At 68.2% G+C, this 16,897-nt stretch carries 13 protein-coding genes; 9 read left to right on the top strand and 4 right to left on the bottom strand.

From position 1 onward, the window contains the following. Positions 1 to 128 precede the first annotated feature (128 nt). Positions 129 to 1,127: a hypothetical protein gene (locus KL788_RS07445; RefSeq protein ID WP_293169953.1), complete on the top strand. Its 999-nt coding sequence runs from the start codon at positions 129 to 131 to the stop codon at positions 1,125 to 1,127. Between the two features lie 139 nt (positions 1,128 to 1,266). Here the strand turns inward: KL788_RS07445 and KL788_RS07440 are convergent, their stop codons facing one another. Then, complete coding sequence (locus KL788_RS07440) at positions 1,267 to 2,298, bottom strand: Gfo/Idh/MocA family protein (protein WP_293169951.1); 1,032 nt, start codon at positions 2,296 to 2,298, stop codon at positions 1,267 to 1,269. A 79-nt stretch (positions 2,299 to 2,377) separates the two neighbouring features. On the opposite strand from KL788_RS07440, the gene KL788_RS07435 reads away from it, so the two are divergent. The 6 genes from KL788_RS07435 (at position 2,378) to guaA (ending at position 11,272) form a co-directional block, all read left to right on the top strand. Continuing rightward, on the top strand, positions 2,378 to 3,499 hold the full coding sequence (locus KL788_RS07435) for a GuaB3 family IMP dehydrogenase-related protein (RefSeq protein ID WP_293173234.1): 1,122 nt from the start codon (positions 2,378 to 2,380) through the stop codon (positions 3,497 to 3,499). Positions 3,500 to 3,531: 32 nt separating this feature from the next. Then, positions 3,532 to 5,262, top strand: a complete 1,731-nt coding sequence (locus KL788_RS07430; protein ID WP_293169949.1) for a glycerol-3-phosphate dehydrogenase/oxidase — start codon at positions 3,532 to 3,534, stop codon at positions 5,260 to 5,262. A gap of 172 nt (positions 5,263 to 5,434) precedes the next feature. Next, on the top strand, positions 5,435 to 8,317 hold the full coding sequence (locus KL788_RS07425; protein WP_293169947.1) for a cell wall-binding repeat-containing protein: 2,883 nt from the start codon (positions 5,435 to 5,437) through the stop codon (positions 8,315 to 8,317). Between the two features lie 111 nt (positions 8,318 to 8,428). Next, positions 8,429 to 9,244, top strand: coding sequence for an SURF1 family protein (locus KL788_RS07420; protein WP_293169945.1), 816 nt, complete (start codon positions 8,429 to 8,431; stop codon positions 9,242 to 9,244). 4 nt (positions 9,245 to 9,248) lie between these two features. Next, the gene (locus KL788_RS07415; RefSeq protein WP_293169943.1) at positions 9,249 to 9,701 is read left to right on the top strand and encodes a DUF3817 domain-containing protein; all 453 of its coding nucleotides are present in this window, start codon (positions 9,249 to 9,251) and stop codon (positions 9,699 to 9,701) included. After that, entirely contained in the window at positions 9,698 to 11,272 is a 1,575-nt protein-coding gene (gene guaA / locus KL788_RS07410) for a glutamine-hydrolyzing GMP synthase (RefSeq protein ID WP_293169941.1), read from the top strand. Before KL788_RS07415 ends, guaA begins: the two co-directional genes overlap by 4 nt. A 413-nt stretch (positions 11,273 to 11,685) precedes the next feature. On the opposite strand, the gene KL788_RS07405 is transcribed toward guaA, so the two are convergent. The 3 genes from KL788_RS07405 to KL788_RS07395 are packed head-to-tail and all read right to left on the bottom strand — an operon-like array spanning position 11,686 to position 13,367. Next, on the bottom strand, positions 11,686 to 12,489 hold the full coding sequence (locus tag KL788_RS07405; protein WP_293169939.1) for a Bax inhibitor-1/YccA family protein: 804 nt from the start codon (positions 12,487 to 12,489) through the stop codon (positions 11,686 to 11,688). 45 nt (positions 12,490 to 12,534) lie between these two features. Continuing rightward, a complete protein-coding gene (locus KL788_RS07400; RefSeq protein ID WP_293169937.1) occupies positions 12,535 to 13,044 on the bottom strand; it encodes a hypothetical protein in 510 nt (169 codons plus the stop codon). After that, on the bottom strand, positions 13,041 to 13,367 hold the full coding sequence (locus tag KL788_RS07395) for a DUF4190 domain-containing protein (RefSeq protein ID WP_293169935.1): 327 nt from the start codon (positions 13,365 to 13,367) through the stop codon (positions 13,041 to 13,043). Before KL788_RS07395 ends, KL788_RS07400 begins: the two co-directional genes overlap by 4 nt. 30 nt (positions 13,368 to 13,397) lie before the next feature. Here KL788_RS07395 and KL788_RS07390 point away from each other — a divergent pair, with 30 nt between their 5' ends. Further along, positions 13,398 to 14,477, top strand: a complete 1,080-nt coding sequence (locus KL788_RS07390) for a glycerophosphodiester phosphodiesterase family protein (protein WP_293169933.1) — start codon at positions 13,398 to 13,400, stop codon at positions 14,475 to 14,477. Between the two features lie 63 nt (positions 14,478 to 14,540). After that, a complete protein-coding gene (locus KL788_RS07385) occupies positions 14,541 to 16,871 on the top strand; it encodes an ATP-dependent helicase (RefSeq protein WP_293169931.1) in 2,331 nt (776 codons plus the stop codon). The last annotated feature ends 26 nt before the right edge of the window (positions 16,872 to 16,897 follow it).

Genomic DNA, 16,897 nt, shown 5'->3' with positions numbered 1-16,897 from the left:
ATGTGCGAGGTGTCGCAAAGGGTGCGACGTACGGGCGCGCGTCCCTCAGGAGGTGCTCGAGGGTGGGTGCTGTGCACACTCGGCCGCCTCACGCGCGCAGTGGCCGGTGGGCGGGGCATTGTCACGGCATGACCGACATCATCGCCGACGCTCTCGCTCACGCCATCGTCGTCGCCGAGGTCGACGATCCGTCCCGCGCCCGGTGGCTACAACGAGCGACTAGGCACGGCGAGGTCGTGCGGCTTGTTCGAGGCATCTACGTGCCGCGCGAGGTGATCGAGCGCCTCGACCCCGGAGATCGCGAGCTGTTGCGCGCTGTTGCCGCCGCCACTCGAGGGCGCGTACGACAACCGCTGTGCGGCATCTCCGCAGCGCGGGTCTGGGGCGTGCCGATCCTTGAAGACCAGTTCTCTCCGGAGGTGATTGCGCTGGGGTGGGATGACCGCGCTACCCGTCGAGCCTCCGATCTGAGGTACTGGGCCACACCAGACGACGGGTACCGCATCGTCGAACATCGAGGGGCACGTGTCACTGATCTGCCGCGCACGATCGCCGAACTTGGTGTGCGTTCGTCTTTCGCACGCACTGTCGCGGCGATCGACTGGGCGATCAGAGTGCGGCGGCGCGGCGGCGCGGCTGCGACGACTCTCGAGGAGATACGAGCGGCGGCGGATGCGCTCGCCCTGGTGCGCGGCAGGGCTCGTCTCGAGCGCGCACTCGCGTTCGCTGACGGGCGGTCGGAGTCGCCGGGCGAGTCGTGGATGCGCACGCTCATCCATCAGCTCGGCTTCGAAGTTCCCGACCTGCAACACGAGTATCGGCTCGCCGACGGGCGGCGCTTCCGCTCCGACTTTCGGTGGCCGTCGATTCACCTCGCGGGTGAGTTCGACGGGCGCCTCAAGTACCGAGCGGGCGAAGCGTGGGGTGGTCGCACCGCAGAGCAGGTCGTCATCGAGGAGAAGGAACGCGAGGATGCGATTCGGGCGACAGGAGACGGGATGCTCCGCTGTGTGCGCGACGATCTGCGAGATCCGCGCCGCCTGAGGCACAAGCTGGAGGCTGCCGACGTGCCTCGGCGGGCGCCACGTGCGCGCTTCGCACCGGAAGCGACAGTTCGTACGAGTTGAACCGTGCGAACTGTCGCATTCAGTGCGAAAAGCGGCGCACGGGTAGGGGTCGGGCACCGCGGTGCTCGGCGGCGGCGGCGATGGAGGCGGCGGCGACGATGGAGGCGGCCACGGCGACGCGGCGGCGGGCGACGGGCGGCTACGGGGCCGCGGGCGTGGTCGGCACGCGGGCCCCGGTCTCGTGCGAGCGGATCACCGCGTGCGCGAGCTCGAGCGCACGGCGACCCGCCGACGCGGGGATCGGCGGGGGTGAGCCCGCGCGCAGGGCTGCGAGCACAGCATCCAGATGCCGGTCGGCAGTGCGCTCGAACGACCGTGCCTCGTCGTCGAAGTAGCCCGGCCGCCACACCCGCTCGGTCTCGTCGCCGACCGACTGCAGGGTCAGCGCCCGCACGGTGTCGTGGATGACCGCGCGACCCGCCGTGCCGTTGAGCTCCACGCGCTGGGTGTCGGGGTAGGCGTACGACGAGTCGTACGAGCCGAGCATGGTGCCGACGGCTCCCGAGGCGAATTCGAGGGCGATGGCCACCGTGCTGAACGCGCCGTAGGTCATCGTCGTCATCTGCGCGGCGACTGAGACAATCGGCCCGCACAGGTGCTCGAGCGTGTCGAAGCCGTGGCACTGCGTCTCGATGAGGTTGGCGTGCGGCGACGGCCCCCGGTTGGCCTCGCCGCCGAAGCGCCAGGTCGCGAACACGAGCTCGCCGAGCTCGCCGGCCTGCACCGCCGCCCGCGCCCGCTGCACGGGTTCGGCGTAGCGGTGGTTGAAGTTGATGCCGAAGAAGATGTCGCCGGCTGCCTCGAGCAACTGATCGGCCTCTGCGAGGTCGAAGACGAGCGGCTTCTCGACGAGCAGCGGCACACCCGCGCGCAGCAGCTCGAGCGTCGGAGCGAAGTGCTCTTCGTTGGGCAGGCTGACGGTGACGAGGTCGGGATGCTCGGTCTCGAGCATGCGCGCGATCGAGGTGTAGGCGCGCGTGCCGTACTCGGCCGCGCGCGCCTCGGTGCGATCGGGGGTGCGACCCACGATGCCCACGAGCTCGGTGTCGACCCGCTCGGTGATCATGCGCGCGTGCTGGGCGCCCCAGCCGCCGGCTCCGACGACGGCGACCCGCAGCGGTGCGTCGTCGCGCGACCCGGGTCGTTCGATGCTGAGCGCGCTGCCTGTCACGGTGACTCCTCTGTCAGCGGCGATCGAGTGCCGCCGTTCGCCACGCTACAACCCTGCCCGCCGATAGAGTGGGCGAGTGATGGAGATCGAGATCGGGCGGGCCAAACGCGGGCGCAGGGCGTACTCGTTCGACGACATTGCGGTGGTGCCGAGTCGGCGCACCCGCGACCCCGAAGTCGTGTCGCTCCACTGGAGCATCGACGCGCTCACCTTCGAGATTCCGGTGATCGCAGCGCCGATGGACTCGGTGGTGAGCCCGCAGACCGCGATCGAGATCGGGCGACTCGGCGGCCTCGGCGTGCTCGACCTCGAAGGCCTCTGGACCCGCTACGACGATGCCGAGGCGAAGCTCGAGCGCATTCGCGAACTCGCCGACGACGGCGCAACGGCCGAGATGCAGCGCATCTACGCAGAGCCGATCAAGCCCGAGCTCATCGCCACCCGACTCTCAGAGATTCGTGCTGCGGGCGTGCCCGTCGCCGCGGCACTCAGCCCGCAGCGCACGCAAGAGCACCACCAGGCCGTGATCGACGCGGGGGTCGACCTGTTCGTGATCCGCGGCACGACGGTGAGTGCCGAGCACGTCAGCAACACGGTCGAGCCCCTCAACTTGAAGAAGTTCATCTACGAGCTCGACGTGCCCGTCATGGTGGGCGGCGCCGCGACCTACACGGCTGCCCTGCACCTCATGCGCACGGGTGCGGCCGGGGTGCTCGTCGGGTTCGGCGGCGGGGCTGCGTCGACGACGCGGCTCAGCCTGGGCATCCACGCCCCGATGGCGACCGCGGTCAGCGACGTCGCCGCCGCACGTCGTGACTACCTCGACGAGTCGGGAGGGCGCTATGTGCACGTCATCGCCGACGGCGGCCTCGGCACGAGCGGCGACATCGTCAAGGCGGTCGCCATGGGCGCGGACGCCGTCATGCTGGGTACCGCGCTTGCGCGGGCGACGGATGCTCCGGGCGGCGGGTGGCACTGGGGGCCCGAGGCGCATCACCCCGAGCTTCCGCGCGGCCGCCGCGTGCACGTCGGCCAGTTCGCACCGCTTCAGCAGCTGCTGTTCGGGCCGAGCGCGACGGCCGACGGCCAGGCGAATCTCATGGGCGCTCTGCGACGATCGATGGCGACGACCGGCTACTCAGATCTCAAAGAGTTTCAGCGGGTCGATGTGGTCGTCGCCCCCTATACGGCGGGTCGCTAGCGCCCCGGTTGCCCCCACCCTCAGGAGGATTCATGGCTCGCACGGTCACCCGTTCATCGAAGCTCGGCCCCGAAGAGCGCTCGGCGGCCATCGAACGGCTGAAGGCCAAAGAGCTCGACGTGCTCGTGGTCGGCGGCGGCATCGTCGGCACGGGGGCTGCGCTCGACGCCGTGACCCGGGGCCTCAGCACGGGCATGCTCGAGCAGCGCGACTGGGGCAGCGGCACCTCGAGCCGGTCGTCGAAGCTCGTGCACGGAGGAATCCGGTACCTCGAGCAGCTCGACTTCAGGCTCGTGCGCGAGGCGCTCATCGAGCGCGGGCTGCTGCTGCAGCGGCTCGCCCCGCACCTCGTCAAGCCGGTCAAGTTCTTGTACCCGCTGACGAAGCCGATCATCGAGCGGGCCTACATCGGTGCGGGCATGGCCCTCTACGACGTGTTCAGCTACACCGGCGGGCGCCCGCCGGGGGTGCCGCACCACCGTCACCTCTCGAAGCGCCAGGTGCTCAAGGCGGCGCCGAGCCTCGCCGACGACGCGTTCACGGGCGGCCTCACGTACTACGACGCTCAGGTCGACGATGCGCGCTACGTGTCGACGCTCGCGCGCACGGCCTCTTTCTATGGTGCCCACGTGGCGAGTCGGGTGCGGGTCGAAGGCTTCATCAAGGTCGGCGAGCGCGTCGTCGGCGTGAAGGCGCACGACCTCGAAACCGGCGAGCACTTCGAGGTCAAGGCTCGTCAGGTGGTCAACGCCACGGGCGTCTGGACCGACGACACGCAGGCGATGGTCGGCGAGCGCGGTCAATTCAAGGTGCGGGCATCCAAGGGCATTCACCTCGTCGTGCCGCGCGATCGCTTCCAGTCGACCGTCGGCCTTCTGCTGCGCACCGAGAAGAGCGTGCTGTTCGTGATTCCGTGGGGACGCCACTGGCTCATCGGCACGACCGACACCGACTGGAACCTTGACAAAGCGCACCCGGCCGCCACCGCCGCCGACATCGACTACGTTCTCTCGACGGTCAACGAGGTGCTGCGCGTCAAGCTCACGCGCGAAGACGTCGAAGGCGTGTTCGCGGGGCTGCGTCCGCTGCTCTCAGGTGAGTCGGACGAGACTTCGAAGCTCAGCCGCGAGCACATTGTCGCGCACACCGTTCCGGGCCTCGTCGTCGTGGCAGGCGGCAAGTGGACGACCTACCGCATCATGGCGAAAGATGCGATCGACGAGGCCACGGCGGCGCTCGACGGCACGATCGCGCCGTGCGTGACCGAGCACATCTCGCTGCTCGGCGCCGAAGGCTACCAGGCTGCGTGGAACAAGCGCCGCAAGATCGCCCGCGCCTTCGGCGTGCACACTGTGCGCATTGAGCACCTGCTCAACCGCTACGGCGTCATGACTGACGAGCTGCTCGAGCTCATCATGGCGCGACCCGAGCTGCAGGAACCGCTGCCGGGCGCTGACGACTACATCGGTGCTGAGGTCGTCTACGCGGCGACACACGAGGGCGCACTGCACATCGAAGACGTGCTCGCACGCCGCACCCGTATCTCGATCGAGGCATGGGATCGCGGCGTCGCGGCCGCGCCGGTGGTCGCCGAGCTGATGGCCGCCGAATTGGGGTGGGATGCTGAGCGCACGCAGTGGGAGATCGACCACTATCTGCGCCGCGTGGCCGCTGAGATTGCGAGCCAGGAGCAGCCCGATGACGTGAGCGCCGACCGCGTGCGGCTCGAGGCGCCCGATGTCGTCGCCTCGACGCGCCCCTGAACGCCTTCACAGGGTGACTTCGCGAGGAATTGTTGTGAATGTCGGTGTTGTCGCTTAGCCTGACGGAAGTTCAGGAGCGACGACGTTTCGCTTTCTCTCCTGAGTGAACGATACCTACCCGACGACAGCCAACCCGAACCCGCGGCTGTCAGCCCCCTTGGAGAAGACACCCGTGACCCGAACACGCCCCTTCGGCGTGCGCGCGCTCAGCAGCATCGCTGCTCTGTCGCTCGCCGCCACCGGCTTGGCTGTCATCGCAGCCAGCCCCGCAGCAGCAGCGCCCGCCGTCGTTTACGACTCGATTCCCGACCCGATGCCGCCCGCCTACTCGAGCCTGGGCTTCCAGGCCACGAGCACGAGCGCGTTCGGCGACTACATCCAGCTGGGCGGTGGCAACCGCATCATCACCGAGGTGACGGTCGGCCTCACCAACTGGTCCTGCGAGAACTGGGAGTCGGGAGCAAATCCCTGCGTGACCACGCCAGGTTCAAGCTTTGATCACCCCATCACGCTCTCGCTCTACGAGGTCGACAACTCAGGGGCGACCCCTGCCGTGGGCGACCTCATCACGACGGTCACCGAAGACAAGACCATTCCGTTCCGTCCGTCGGCGAACGCCGAAGAGTGCGGTGACAACCGCTGGTACAGCGACGTCACGGAGACCTGCTACAACGGCTTCAACACGTCGGTCACCTTTGACGGGCTCAACGAGCTGGTCAGCAACGACGTGATCGTCTCGATCGCCTACAACACGCAGTCGTACGGTGCCGCTCCGTTGGGCGTGAACGGCCCCTACAACTCGCTCAATGTGAGCCTCGTCAACGCGGCTCCGTCTGTCGGCGCGGTCGAGACCTACGACGAGATGTTCTGGGATTCCACCTACCTCGGCCGCACCCCGGGCCTGACCATCGACACAGGCTGGGCCAGCTTCTTCGGGCTCGCGCTCGAGATCACGGCTGACAGTGTTCCCGCGATCGACCCGCTGAACGAGGTCACCGTCTTCGAGCGCGACGTGAAGCCGAACGAGACGTCAGAGACCTACACCGAATGGCACGAGGGCCAGACGAGCGACCGCTCGACCGTTTTCGCGGATGGTCTGCACCTCGGCATCGGAGGTCCGTCGACGGTGATCAAGGGCACAGATCTCAGCGACCCTGCTGCGGTCACGATCACTCGCGACGACCTGCGCACACTCATCGAGCGTGCAAGCGTTGAGGTCGTCAGCGGAACGGTCACGTACCAGGTTCCGGTCTTCTTCGGCAACCCGCTCGCGCCGAGCTTCACGACCCTCCGGTCGACCAGCCTGAGCGCAGGCAGCAACTCGTTCTCGCAGGCCGACACGTGGGCGACCACGCGGCCCTTCGGTGACTACGTCGCGCAAGAGGAGGACTCACTCGGTGAGCTCATCGACGCACTGTTTGCCGCTGCCTCGGCAGCCGGTGGCGGCGTCGCACTCGGCGGTTACGGCGTTCAGGCTGACAGCCTGGCCGTCGTCGAGAGCATCGTCTGGGACGACACGCGCTACACGTTCTTCCAGCCCGTGATCGAGGCGTGCGTGCCGACGCTCGGCACCGAGGTGACCAACCTCGCGCTCGGAGGCTGGGACTTCTCGCAGACCCGCACACAGGGCACGAACGTTTTCACCGACGACGGACTGATCGTCAGCACGTTCGGCGATGCGGGAAGTCCTGACCAGCGCAAGGCGGCCGGCTACGTGCCGATCGACATCGCGCTAAGCGAGGTCGGCAGCGTCGAGCTTGACATCGCTGACGGCTTCACCGGTGTGCGCCCGAGCCTGCAGTTGGGCTTCGATGCCGACGGCAACGGAACCCGCGACGCCTACCTCGTCGGCGAGCCATGGGTGTACGGCGGCGGCGATTGGACCACCGAGGTCAACGGTGACTGGGCAGACGCCGGTTTCTGGGTGACGGGATCGAACGCGTTCGGCATGCCGGGCGGCTTCGGCTACCCCGGGTTCGGCACTCTCGACGAGTGGTTGATCGCCAACCCTGAGGCGAAGATCACCGAGTACGGCTACAGCCTGGGTTCGGGAGTGACCGGTTCGGCGACCATCGAGTCGATTACCGTCGGGTGCGTCACGACCCCGTTCGGCTTTGACCTCGAGACGCTGCCGGCGCCGACGACTGAGCGTCTCTTCGGTGCAGACCGCTACGCCACCGCCGTCGAGGTGTCAGCGTCGGTCTTCGCCGACGGTGAGCCCGACACGGTCTTCATCGCGACCGGTGAGCAGTTCGCTGACGCACTCAGCGCCGCGCCCGCCGCGGCGAGCGTCAATGCGCCGCTGCTGCTCGTGCCGGCCAACGCACTGCCTGCCGTCGTGAGCGCCGAGCTCGAGCGGCTGAGCCCGTCGACCGTCGTCATCGTCGGTGGCACGGGCGTGGTCTCTACCGCGGTCGAGAATGCCATCGAAGCGCTCACGTTCACCCCGACGGTGCAGCGCGTCGCCGGCATCGATCGCTACGCGACCTCGAGGGCGATCGCTGAGGAGTTCTTCACCTCGGCGCTCAACGCGTTCGTGGCGACCGGACTCGAGTTCCCCGACGCGCTCGCCGCAGGACCCGCGGCGGCAGAGCTCAACGGCCCGGTGGTGCTCGTACCCGGCAATCAGGCCGCGGTCGACGCCGCGACCCTGTCGGTGCTGAATGGTCTCGGCACCGAGACCGTCTACATCGCCGGCGGAATCGGGGTGGTCACCCAGAGCATCGAAGATCAGCTCGAGGCACTCTCATCGGTCACGGTCAACCGCCTCTCCGGGGTCGATCGCTACGCCACAGCGGTAGAGATCAATGACGCGATCTTCACGACCGAGTCGGTCGCCTACCTCGCGACAGGGCTGATCTTCGCTGACGCACTCGGCGGCGGAACGGCCGCGGCGAATCAGGGCGCTCCGCTCTACATCTCGCCGGCGGACTGCATGCTGCCCGATGTGCTGGCGACGATCGTGAGTCAAGGCATCTCGACGATCTACGTGCTCGGCGGTCCTTCCGTGCTGAGCCTCGACGTCGAGAACCTCGTGCTCTGCAGCGTCGACTAGCGCGAGCGACGTAGCGAGCGGGGTCCCTCTCAGGAGGGGCCCCGCTCGTGCTTTGTAGACTGAGAGCGTCGCGCGGCGCTTGCCCCGACACCCTCGCCAGGAGAAACCGCCATGACGTCGACCGCTGCGCCGGGCTTCTGGCAGATCGCCCGGCGGCCGCGCTGGATCGCCGCGCTCGCGCTCGCCTTCGGCGTCGCGGCCGCGTTTGCCGCACTCGGCCAGTGGCAGCTCGAGCGCTCGCTCGAGACGGCCATCGTCGACGAGCGCGACACCGAGACTCCCGTGCCGCTCAACTCGATCGCCGAGCCGCAGACGGTCATGACGACCGAGGCCAGTGGCCGCGTCGTCACGGTGTCGGGCACCTGGGTCGACGGCGACGAGGTCGTCGTGACCGGGCGCCTGAGCGGAGCCGGCGATGCTGGCGGGGCAGACTCCGGTGCGGAGGGCGAGCCGGGTGACTGGGTGCTGCGGCACCTCGTGACCGAGAACGGCGCGAGTCTCGCCGTGGCTGCGGGATTCGTGGAGCCCGGGGCGAGCATCCCGAACCTGCCGAGCGGTGCGCAGGATCTGACCGGCCGGTACGTTCCGAGCGAGTCGCCGCAAGTGAGCGACTTCGAAGCGGGTGAGCGCTCGACGATCGCTGTTGCTGAGCTGATCAACCTCTGGAGCGACGTCGACACCGTGTACTCCGGGTACCTCGTGCTCGAGACGCCGCCGCCGGGTCTCGAGGCGATCGCCGCCCCTCCACCGACGGCCGACGTGTCGCTCAACCTGCTCAACCTCTTCTACGCGATCGAGTGGGTCATCTTCGGAGGCTTCGCGGTCTACCTGTGGTGGCGTCTCGTGAAGGATGAGCAGGAGAAGCTCGGGCTCGCCGCGGCAGGGTCGTCACCCGAGCCGAGCCCTCAGCCCGCGCCCATAGACTGAGGTCATGGCGATCGGCCCTCAGCCCCGGGATATTCCCCTCATCACGCGCACCGTCTCGATCTTCAAGGTCTCGTCGATCGTCACCGGCATCTTTCTGCTCGGCCTCGTTGTCATGATGGTGACGCGGTACGGGTTCGGTCGAGACATTGAGCTGGGCGGCGAGAGCGGATTCCTCGCTCTGACCCCGATCGATACGCTCACGGGCTTCAACGTGTCGATCTTCCTGCTCACGGTGCACGGCTGGCTCTACGTGCTCTACCTCGCGTGCAACTTCGTGCTGTGGCGCGTCGTCTACCTCGGGTCGGTGCCGTGGGCGTTCTTGCGCTTCCTGTGGATCGCCATGGGGGGCATCGTGCCGTTCTTGTCGTTCTACTTCGAACGGCAGGTTCCCCGTGAGGTCGCGCAGATCGTCGCCGCGATCGAAGCCCGGCACGTGAGCTCGGAGGCCACCGCATGAGCGATACCGACCAGCGCCCCGTGCTCGTCGTCGACTTCGGCGCGCAGTACGCCCAGTTGATCGCGCGTCGCGTGCGCGAGGCCAACGTCTACAGCGAGATCGTGCCCCACACCATCACGGCGGCTGAGGTCGCAGCGCTCAACCCCGCCGGCATCGTGTTGAGCGGCGGCCCTTCGAGCGTCTACGAACCGGGTTCTCCGAGTCTCGACCCCGGCATCCTGCAGCTGGGAGTGCCCGTCATGGGCATCTGCTACGGCTTTCAGGTCATGGCGCAGCAGCTCGGTGGCGAGGTCGCGAAGACCGGCCGCCGCGAGTACGGCGCGACCACGATGACCGTTCACGGCGACGGCGGTGCTTTGCTCGCTGGCCAGCCCGAGAGCCAGACCACGTGGATGAGCCACGGCGACTCGGTCGCGAAGGCGCCCGAGGGCTTCGCGGTGCTGGCGAGCACTGACGACACCCCGGTCGCGGCTTTCGCGAGTGACGAGCGCCGGCTCTATGGCGTGCAGTGGCACCCCGAGGTCAAGCACTCAGAGTTTGGCCAGCGCGTGCTCGAGAACTTCTTGCACCATGCGGCGGGGATCGCCGCCGACTGGAACAGCGGCAGCGTCATTGCCGAGCAGGTCGAGCGCATCCGCGCGCAGGTCGGTGACGCGCGCGTCATCTGCGGGCTCTCGGGCGGTGTCGACAGCGCCGTGGCGGCTGCCCTCGTGCACGAAGCGGTCGGCGATCAGCTCGTCTGCGTCTTCGTCGATCATGGTCTGCTGCGCGCCGACGAGCGTCGCCAGGTCGAGGAAGACTACGTAGCCGCGACGGGCATCCGTCTCGTGACCGTGGATGCTCGCGAGCAGTTTCTTGACGCGCTCACGGGTGTCACCGACCCCGAGACAAAGCGCAAGATTATCGGCCGCGAGTTCATCCGCACCTTCGAGAACGCGGCCGAGGCGCTCGTGCTCGAGGCGCAGGGCGAGGGCGAGGCGGTGAAGTATCTCGTGCAGGGCACGCTGTACCCCGACGTTGTCGAGTCGGGCGGCGGTACCGGCACGGCCAACATCAAGAGCCACCACAACGTCGGCGGGCTGCCCGACGACCTCGAGTTCGAGCTCGTCGAGCCGTTGCGCACGCTCTTCAAAGACGAGGTGCGCGCTATCGGCCGCGAGCTGGGGCTGCCCGAGCCGATCGTGGCACGGCAGCCGTTCCCCGGCCCCGGGCTGGGCATCCGCATCATCGGCGAGGTGACGCAGGAGCGCCTCGACCTGTTGCGCGAGGCCGACGCGATCGTGCGCGCCGAGCTCACCGCAGCCGGGCTCGACACCGAGATCTGGCAGTGCCCGGTCGTGCTGCTCGCCGACGTGCGCTCAGTGGGAGTGCAAGGCGATGGGCGCACCTATGGCCACCCGATCGTGCTGCGGCCCGTGTCGTCAGAAGACGCGATGACGGCCGATTGGACCCGTGTGCCCTCCGACGTGCTCGCCCGCATCTCGAACCGCATCACGAATGAGGTCGACGGTGTGAACCGGGTCGTGCTGGACGTCACGTCGAAGCCCCCCGGAACGATTGAATGGGAATAGCAACGCGCTTTGCGAGGCCCTTTCGGGCCTCGCAGCGTTGCTATTCCAGCGGCCGTCTCGGCCGCGATCTCTTGAGCGCCGAGCAACCTGAACGCCTCTACTGAGCAACCGGTTGCCGTCTCGGCGCTCGGGTCACCTAAGCCCCCGGCAGCCGACCTGCCGCGGACGCAGTGTGCCTCCCGCGGCACATGCCGCGAGCGGCACACAGCCTTAGCGGCACATCTCGCACCTTGAGCGGCGGCGGGGGCGGCCTGATCGGTGAGCGTGTGGAGGGTAACGGTCGCATTGAGTCTGGGCCGGTGGAGCAGTCGTGGCACTAGGTAGCGACCACGCAACACGACCCGCACCAACGAGAAAGGGCCGCCCCGAAGGGCGGCCCCATCCTGAATCGGATGCTCGATGCGAGCTGTCGACTACTCGCCGCGCAGAATGGCGAGCAGGCGAAGGATCTCGAGGTACAGCCAGATGACCGTGACCATGATGCCGAAGGCGGCCTGCCAGCCCCAGACGGCCGGCGCGCCGCGCTGAACCCCGGTCTTGATCGACTCGAAGTCGAGCACGAGCGAGTACGCCGCGAGCAGGATCACGAGAATTCCGAGCCAGAAGCCCAGCGGCATGCCGAGGAAGATCGTGTCGCGCAGACCGAACATGCTCTCGGTCACGCCGAAGATCATGAGGCCGAAGTTGATGAGCGAGAAGGCCGCGTAGCCGATGATCGCCACCATGAAGATCTTCGTCGCGCGCTTCGTGGCTCGGATCTTGCCGCTCGCGAAGAGCGCGAGCGTGATGCCGACGACCGCGAACGTGCCGAGCACGGCCTGCACCACGATGCCGTCCCACATGGTGTTGTACAGCATCGAAATGCCGCCCACGAAGACACCCTGCACCGCGGCGTAGGCGAGAACGAGGGGCGGCGACGGCTGCTTCTTGAAGATGTTGACGAGCGCGAGCACGAAGCCGATAATCGCGGCCGGGATCGTCAGTGCGGGAATGATCCAGCCCACGGCAGCGCCAGCCAGCAGCACCACGAACGCGATCACGGTCTTGACGATCGTGTTCTCGTACGTCATGCGGTCCATCTGCTCGGGCGTCGCCGACGAGCGGGCGTACAGCTCGTCGAGCTGCTGCGCCGAGGGCTCCTGGGTCCACTGAATCGCCTTGGTGGCGCTCTGCGTGAAGGCAGGGGAGTTCGAGAATGCGGGGTTGGAAGTGGCCATGGCGAGAAGTCTAGAGAATCTCGCCCCGAAAATGCTCTGCAGACCCTATGTCGATGCCGCGACAGGGATGCGTCGTGCCGGCCGTGCCAATGCCCACGCCCACCACGCAGAGCCGACGAGCACAATCCCCGAGATCGCCAGCGAGAGCAGCATGCCGTCGTACTCGCCGAACAGCCCGACGGCGGCGACGCCGTTGAGCAGCACGGGGCCGAGCGCCAGGTAGCTGCGCGCCGGTCGGTGACGCACGATGAGCCAGAAGATGAACGGAACGGTGAGAGTCCAGACCGACTGCGGCCCCGTCAGCAAAAGCCACACGACGAGCGTGCTCGGCAGCAGGGGCACGAGCCGCCTCCATGCCGTCGCCGGCATGATCAGCCAGCCGATGACATGCGCGGTCGACCCGATGATGAGCGGTATCAGGTCTTCGGTGCGGGCAGCCTGCAGGTGCACGAGCCCGCCCGCAATGAGCACGAGCCCGCCGTTCACCCGCCCCCGGTAGGTGCCCCACCGCAGCGGCAGCCGAGCTGCAGGTTCGACCCAGGCAAGTGCGGTCATCCGTTCAGCACGCGCCAGACGACCACGCCGATGACGATCGCTCCGACGAGCCAGACGTAGCCCAGCCCGACCGCGATCCACGCGATGACGGCTCCGCGCTCGGTGCCGCGCGATCGACCGATCTGCGCCGCGGCGATGTGCCCGAACAGCGCGGCGAGCGGGCTGAGCATGACGGCGAGGATGAGGGAGGCGACGGCGAGCGTATTGAGCTTCGGCCGCGGGCGCGCCACCGGCGGCGCCTCGTGCGGCAGGCCCGCGTACGGCATGGGCTCGAACCGCGGTTCGAACTCATCCGTGCGGGCCTCGTCTGCGGGGGCGCTCATGCTCTGACGGTATCGCGTAGCGTGGTCGCCGTGAGTGAGCCCGCTGCCGCGTCGTCAGCGCATCCGGATGCGCGCCCGCTCGTCATCGCCCACCGCGGCGCCAGCGGCTATCGCCCCGAGCACACCGAGTCGGCGTATCGGCTCGCGCTCGCGCTGGGGGCCGAGGCGATCGAGCCCGATGTGGTCGCGACGCGCGACGGCGAGCTTGTGCTGCGGCACGAGAACGAGATCTCGGGCACGACCGATGTCGCCGATCACACCGAGTTCGCCGACCGGCGCACGACGCGCGAGATCGACGGTGAGCGCATCACGGGCTGGTTCACCGAAGACTTCACCTGGGCCGAGCTGAGCACGCTGCGGGCTCGAGAGCGGCTGCCGCAGGTGCGTCCGGCGTCGGCGCGGTTCGACGGGCGCTTCGGCCTGCTGCGCCTGCGCGACCTGCAGCGGCTCATCGACGAGGCACCGCCCGCCCCGGGCACGGGTCGACCGGTGCGCCTCGTCGTCGAGGTGAAGCACGCCACCTACTTCGCCGGGCGCGGCCTGCCACTCGATGAGCTCGTCGAGGCCGAGCTGCGCGGCTGGGGCCAGCGGGGCCAGCTCGTCGTCGAGGCATTCGAACAGACCGTGCTCGGGCAGCTACGGGCCCGCGGCCTGCCCGCCGAGTACGTCTACCTGCTCGAGAAGTCGGGCAGCGCGGCCGACCTCGTCGCGCGCCACGGAGCGGCGGCGATCTCCTATGCCGGCCAACTCACCGACGCCGGGTTGGGGCGCATCGCCGCCGCAGGCATCGACGGGGTGAGCGTCGACACGGCGCTACTCGTGAAGGCCGAGCCGCGGGGCGCAGGCCAGCCCGGCTCGCCCTGGACGCCCGTCGGCAACGGCATCGCAGCATCCGACCTCGTCGATCGTGCGCGCGCCGCGGGGCTCGCGACGTACACCTGGACCCTCCGCGCCGAGAACCGCTTCCTGCCCGCCCCCTGCCGCATCGGCGCGAGCGCGGCCGCGCCCGGCGACTGGATGACGTTCTTCCAGGCCGTCATGCGCACGGGGCTCGACGGCGTCTTCGCCGATCAGCCCGACCTCGCGCTCGAGGCCCGCGCCGCGCTCTGAGTGCCCGCGGCGACGGATGCTCGCAGCAAGCCCGTCGGCGGCCAGACCTAGACTGGGGCGGTCATGAGCACCCCTGCCAGCGCCTCTCTCGCCGATGCTGATCCGCTGCTCGACGGGCTGAACCCGCAGCAGCGCACGGCCGTGCTCAGCCGCTCGAAGGCGCTGCTCATCGTCGCGGGCGCGGGGTCGGGCAAGACCGCCGTGCTGACGCGGCGCGTCGCTCGGCTCATTCGCGATCGCGAGCTCTGGCCGAGCCAGATTCTCGCCATCACCTTCACCAACAAGGCGGCGGCCGAGATGCGCGAACGCGTCGAACTGCTCGTCGGCCGCGAAGCAGCCCAGGGCATGTGGATCTCGACGTTCCACTCGGCCTGCGTGCGCATTCTGCGCCGCGAGGCCGAGCAGTTCGGGTTCGGCGCGGCCTTCACGATCTACGACTCGGCCGACTCGCGCGCGCTCATCAAGCGCCTCGTGAAAGACATGCAGGCCGACACCTTGGGCTTCACGGTGAGCGGGGTCGCGGGCAAGATCTCGCGGCTCAAGAACGAGCTCATCGATGCCGAGGGCTACAGCCGCCAGCTCAACCCGAACGACCCGACCGAGGTCATGTTCCTCGAGCTGTTCCGCCGCTACAGCGCCGAGCTGCGCCGGGCGAACGCGTTCGACTTCGATGACCTCATCGCGCAGACGGTCTACCTCTTCCGGGCGTTCCCGAAAGTCGCGGCGCTCTACCAGCGCAGGTTCCGTCACATTCTCATCGACGAGTACCAAGACACGAACCACGCGCAGTACGCGCTCATCCGCGAGCTCACCCGCCCGGTCGAGCCGCAGCACGTACCGGCCGATACGCGCGTCGAGCTGGAACCCGACGGCGGCATATCCGCGGCCAGCCTCACGGTCGTGGGCGATTCCGACCAGTCGATCTACGCCTTCCGGGGTGCCGACATTCGCAACATCGTCGAGTTCGAACGCGACTTCAGTGGCGCCGAGGTCGTGCTGCTCGAGCAGAATTACCGCTCGACGCAGACGATTCTCGATGCCGCCAACGCGGTCATCGCGAACAACTTCGACCGCATCGCGAAGAACCTCTTCACCGCCGTCGGCGCGGGCGACAAGATCGTCGGCTTCACCGGGTACAGCCAGCACGATGAAGCTCAGTTCGTCGCCGATGAGATTCAGACCCTGCACGAGGCCGGAACCCCCTACAGCCAGATCGCGGTGTTCTACCGAACCAACGCTCAGACGCGAGCGCTCGAAGAGATCTTCATCCGCTCTGCCATTCCGTACCGAGTGCTCGGCGGCACGAAGTTCTACGAGCGGGCCGAGATCAAAGACATGATGGCGTATCTCATCGCCGTCGCGAACCCGGCCGACGGCCTCGCGATGCGGCGCATCCTGAACACCCCGAAGCGCGGCATCGGGCCCGCGACCGAGACGGCGCTCGCCAACCATGCCGACGAGCTCGGCGGCACGATGCACGACGCGCTGCGCGACGCCGCCGCCCTGGGCCTCGGGCCCAAGGTGACGGGCGCGATTCTCGATCTCGCAGGCCTGCTCGACGAGGTCTCAGAGAAGATCGAGACGATGCCGGTGCCGGATGCCCTCACGACGATCATCGAGCGCACGAAGTATCTCGAGCTCTTGCGCGGCAGCCGCGACCCGCAAGACGAGGCGCGCGCCGAGAACGTCGAAGAGCTCGTGGCAGTCACTCGCGAGTTTCAGAAGAACAACCCCGAGGGTCGACTGATCGACTTTCTCACCGAGGTGGCGCTCGTCGCCGCGGCCGACGACCTCGACGACTCGAGCGGCACGGTCTCGCTCATGACGCTGCACACCGCGAAGGGGCTCGAGTACGACGCTGTCTTCATCACCGGGGTCGAAGAGAACCTGCTGCCGCACCAGATGAGCGCTGCTGAGCCGGGTGGCCCCGCCGAAGAGCGGCGGCTCTTCTACGTGGGCATCACGCGCGCGCGCAAGAAGCTGCACCTGAGCCTGGCGATGACGCGGTCGACCTTCGGCGACACGACCGTCTCGAGCCCGAGCCGATACCTGCAAGAGATTCCGACCGAGCTCATCGACTGGCGCGACTCGCCCGGCATGGGCACGCGCTCAACCACCCGCAGCATCGGTGCGGGTCGTGACCGGTTCAGCTACGGAACCTCGCTGCCGGCGGGCAAGCCCAAGACCGAGTGGGCGAACCGCGTCACGGCGACCGTGCGCGACAACGGCGACCTCACGCTCGCGGTCGGCGACCGCATCCGCCACGTCGACTTCGGCGACGGCAGTGTGAGCGCCGTCACGGGCGTCGGGCCCAAGAGCATCGCCGAAGTGCAGTTCGACACGGCCGGGCGCAAGCGCCTGCTCGTCAAGATCAGTCCGATCGAAAAGCTGTAGCTTTTCGACTGCCTATCTGTTCAATG

Origin of the sequence: Microcella sp., assembly GCF_019739195.1 — a bacterium.
In the GTDB taxonomy this organism is placed as follows: domain Bacteria; phylum Actinomycetota; class Actinomycetes; order Actinomycetales; family Microbacteriaceae; genus Microcella.
The sequence above is the reverse complement of the archived record's forward strand: the minus strand, read 5'-3'. Positions and strand labels throughout refer to the sequence as shown.

What these genes read in the sequence shown, in the direction of transcription:
- KL788_RS07445 (WP_293169953.1), top strand. Translation starts at nt 129, where the DNA reads ATGACCGACATCATCGCCGACGCTCTCGCTCACGCCATCGTCGTCGCC.
- KL788_RS07435 (WP_293173234.1), top strand. Translation starts at nt 2,378, where the DNA reads ATGGAGATCGAGATCGGGCGGGCCAAACGCGGGCGCAGGGCGTACTCG.
- KL788_RS07430 (WP_293169949.1), top strand. Translation starts at nt 3,532, where the DNA reads ATGGCTCGCACGGTCACCCGTTCATCGAAGCTCGGCCCCGAAGAGCGC.
- KL788_RS07420 (WP_293169945.1), top strand. Translation starts at nt 8,429, where the DNA reads ATGACGTCGACCGCTGCGCCGGGCTTCTGGCAGATCGCCCGGCGGCCG.
- KL788_RS07415 (WP_293169943.1), top strand. Translation starts at nt 9,249, where the DNA reads ATGGCGATCGGCCCTCAGCCCCGGGATATTCCCCTCATCACGCGCACC.
- guaA (WP_293169941.1), top strand. Translation starts at nt 9,698, where the DNA reads ATGAGCGATACCGACCAGCGCCCCGTGCTCGTCGTCGACTTCGGCGCG.
- KL788_RS07405 (WP_293169939.1), bottom strand. Translation starts at nt 12,489, where the DNA reads ATGGCCACTTCCAACCCCGCATTCTCGAACTCCCCTGCCTTCACGCAG.
- KL788_RS07400 (WP_293169937.1), bottom strand. Translation starts at nt 13,044, where the DNA reads ATGACCGCACTTGCCTGGGTCGAACCTGCAGCTCGGCTGCCGCTGCGG.
- KL788_RS07395 (WP_293169935.1), bottom strand. Translation starts at nt 13,367, where the DNA reads ATGAGCGCCCCCGCAGACGAGGCCCGCACGGATGAGTTCGAACCGCGG.
- KL788_RS07385 (WP_293169931.1), top strand. Translation starts at nt 14,541, where the DNA reads ATGAGCACCCCTGCCAGCGCCTCTCTCGCCGATGCTGATCCGCTGCTC.